Raw genomic sequence first — 2066 nt, 5'->3', positions numbered from 1 at the left:
CACTGTCACCATGCACAGATCCGCGCTGCACCGCGCGCCGCGCTGGCCGAGCAGCGCGGCGCGCGGTGCAGCGCGGATCTGTGCATGGTGACAGTGGAGCGCGGCGGGCGCGAATGGCGGGTCGCGGCGACGCGCAGCGGCTATCGCGTGCCGTGGCGGGAGATGGTGGCCTTCTGTGCCTCAGCCGACATCATCGTCGCGGACCGCTGGCTGCCGCGCGGGTGCGTGCCGAAATGGCTGAAGCTGGATCGCGCGCAGCTGGAGGCGACCGGCGGGGTGGCGATCACATTCGGGGAGAAGCCGACGGTGGTGACGGTGCGGCGTGCAGGGGCGCGGCATCCGTGGCTGGCGGCGGAGACGGTGATGCCTCCGAGGTGAGGGGGCGCACTGTGCCGCCCTTACACGTTCGTCACCCCGGCCTCGTGCCGGGGTCCACTTGGCCGCACTTCCTGCGCGCAAGCCTCTGCCCCGCGCCTGCTTCCCGGTGGACCCCGGCACAAGGCCGGGGCGACGAAGAAGGGGGCACCCGCAATCAGACAACCGGGCCTGCGAAGCTCCTAAGCCCCGCCCGGAAAGCGCTCGAACTGCGGCAGAGTGTGTGCGTCCTGCATCCAGCCGATGCGCTCGGCGGTCTGGATGTGGGCGGCGGCGGGGACGGCTTCGGGGTTGTCGAGGGTCGATGCCTGGACGTCGACGAGACCCGGCAGGTTGGTGGCGTTGCGGTAGAAAAGCCCGGTGCCGCAGGTTTCGCAGAACCAGCGGCGCCCGGTGTCGGACGAGGCATATTCGCGGGGACTGCCTCGCGTCACCGTCAGCGCGTCTTCCGGGTACATCGCCCAGCCGACCATCGGTGCCCCGGCGCAGCGGCGGCAGTCGCTGCAGTGGCAGAGCGCCTGGCCGCCGTGCAGCGGCTCGCCGTCGATTGCGTAGCGCACTGCGCCGCAATGGCATCCGCCGGTCAGGGTCATGCTGCATCTCCCTCAATTCCGGGCAAGGCTTGGCTTGGCGTGTTCGCCCTTGCCTCACCGCCCCACCCCAACCCCTCCCCTGAAGGGGAGGGGCTTAAGAAGATCAGTAGCGGCGCAGCAGGCCGGCGAGGCGGCCCTGTACGCGCACCTGATCGGGGCGGTAGCGCTGGGGGTCGTAGCTGCGGTTCGCCGGGTCAAGACGGACCATGCTGCCCTCGGTCCGGAAATATTTCAGCGTCGCTTCCATCTCGTCGATCAGCGCGACCACGATCTCGCCGTCGCGCGCGGTTTCCTGGCGGCGGATCAGCGCATAGTCGCCGTCGAAGATCCCGGCTTCGACCATCGAGTCACCCGCAACCTCGAGCGCATAATGGTCGCCCGAGCCGAGCAATGCGGCGGGGACGGGGAGCATGGTCGAGCCCTCCATCGCCTCGATCGGCACGCCTGCCGCGATGCGGCCGTGAAGCGGGATTTCGATCACGTCGTTCGCCGGCTGCGGCGCGGAGCGCGGCATGGCGACGACGCTGGACTTGGCAGCGGGCTTCTTGGTCTCGCCACGCTCGGGCATCTTGACCACTTCGAGCGCGCGCGCCCGATTGGGCAGGCGACGCAGAAAGCCGCGCTCCTCCAATGCCGAGATCAGGCGGTGGACCCCCGACTTGGACTTGAGGTCGAGCGCGTCCTTCATCTCCTCGAACGAGGGCGAAACCCCGGTCTCGGCCAGACGGTCGGCGATGAAGCAGATCAGCTCATGCTGCTTCCGGGTAAGCATTGGACGTCCCCTATCAAGAACAGACATGGAACGTTTACGCTGTGTTCCACGTCCCGTCAAGCGGGTGCGACTCAGCCGATGGCGAGGATTTCCACCGAGTCGCCCGCTGCCGCCGCCGGAACATGTGGGGCACGGACGATCAGGCAGTCGGATGCGGCCAAAGTGCGCAGCATCGAGCTGTCCTGCCGCCCGGCAGCGCGCACGGTCCCCGCCTGCTCCACGGCGCGCAGATAGTCTTCGCGCGGGCCATTGGGGGGCAGCGGATCGGCGAGGAGCGCGCGTCGGCGGGCGGGGAGGGGATCGGCGGCGCCCGAGAGATGCGCGAC

At 69.4% G+C, this 2066-nt stretch carries 2 protein-coding genes and 2 pseudogenes; 1 reads left to right on the top strand and 3 read right to left on the bottom strand.

Annotated features, from left to right (window positions below; all coding sequences use genetic code 11):
* Nucleotides 1–378 (top strand): annotated as a pseudogene (locus AX681_RS22420) (ComEC/Rec2 family competence protein); the annotation flags it as partial.
* A 179-nt stretch (nucleotides 379–557) separates the two neighbouring features.
* Here the strand turns inward: AX681_RS22420 and AX681_RS08665 are convergent.
* The 3 genes and pseudogenes from AX681_RS08665 to AX681_RS08655 form a co-directional block, all read right to left on the bottom strand.
* Entirely contained in the window at nucleotides 558–968 is a 411-nt protein-coding gene (locus AX681_RS08665) for a GFA family protein (RefSeq protein ID WP_066658048.1), read from the bottom strand.
* A 103-nt stretch (nucleotides 969–1071) separates the two neighbouring features.
* Complete coding sequence (lexA, locus tag AX681_RS08660; protein ID WP_066658050.1) at nucleotides 1072–1740, bottom strand: transcriptional repressor LexA; 669 nt, start codon at nucleotides 1738–1740, stop codon at nucleotides 1072–1074.
* A 71-nt stretch (nucleotides 1741–1811) separates the two neighbouring features.
* Nucleotides 1812–2066 (bottom strand): annotated as a pseudogene (locus AX681_RS08655) (molybdopterin molybdenumtransferase MoeA); the annotation flags it as partial.

Origin of the sequence: Sphingomonas sp. CCH9-E2 (genome assembly GCF_001557215.1) — a bacterium.
Taxonomy (GTDB): domain Bacteria; phylum Pseudomonadota; class Alphaproteobacteria; order Sphingomonadales; family Sphingomonadaceae; genus Sphingomonas.
Note: the sequence above shows the minus strand (reverse complement) of the source record. Positions and strands in the feature narration are given on the sequence as shown.